At 27.9% G+C, this 556-nt stretch carries 1 protein-coding gene; it reads left to right on the top strand.

Annotated elements, in window-relative coordinates:
- Positions 1 to 104 precede the first annotated feature (104 nt).
- Positions 105 to 556, top strand: a 452-nt coding sequence (locus E5A76_RS16595) for a hypothetical protein (RefSeq protein ID WP_161119598.1), incomplete at its 3' end; no start/stop codon positions are given.

Genomic DNA, 556 nt, shown 5'->3' with positions numbered 1-556 from the left:
GATTGTTTTGTAAAGTTATCGCAAAATAATCCTTGGTTATTTGATTTTACTCACATTTTTATTAAGACTAATACCATTCGAAGCGTAAAGAGCATTAGTTTTCAATGGTAAAGTATCAAATTGGTAGAGCGACATTTTACCCTGCTCTTAATTTAATCAACATTGATCAGCAAAATATTACGCTGGATTTTAATGATGTCATTATACTTTGCTATCTACTAAATAATGCAAATCGCTTTACGACAATCGATAATATCAAAAAAACGTGTTTTCCTAATGAAGCACATGCAGAAGATATTATCCATCACTCCATAAATAGTCTAAAGACATTAATTAATAATGTTAATAACAGTACTACCTTAGTGTTTTCTTTATGGGGAATTGTTTATTTCAAAGTATCTCATCATGATAAAGGTGACGCTGACTTATTAAAACGTTTTATTTTTTTACTTTCTATTTCTTTAATTGTTGTATCAATCATTTTATTGATAAAGTCACCACAAAAAGAGTATATGGATAGTAATATTTCAACCTTTAACTTTTCAAACAATGGAAA

Source organism: Photobacterium lucens (assembly GCF_009873615.1).
Classification (GTDB): domain Bacteria; phylum Pseudomonadota; class Gammaproteobacteria; order Enterobacterales; family Vibrionaceae; genus Photobacterium; species Photobacterium lucens.
Note: the sequence above shows the minus strand (reverse complement) of the source record. Positions and strands in the feature narration are given on the sequence as shown.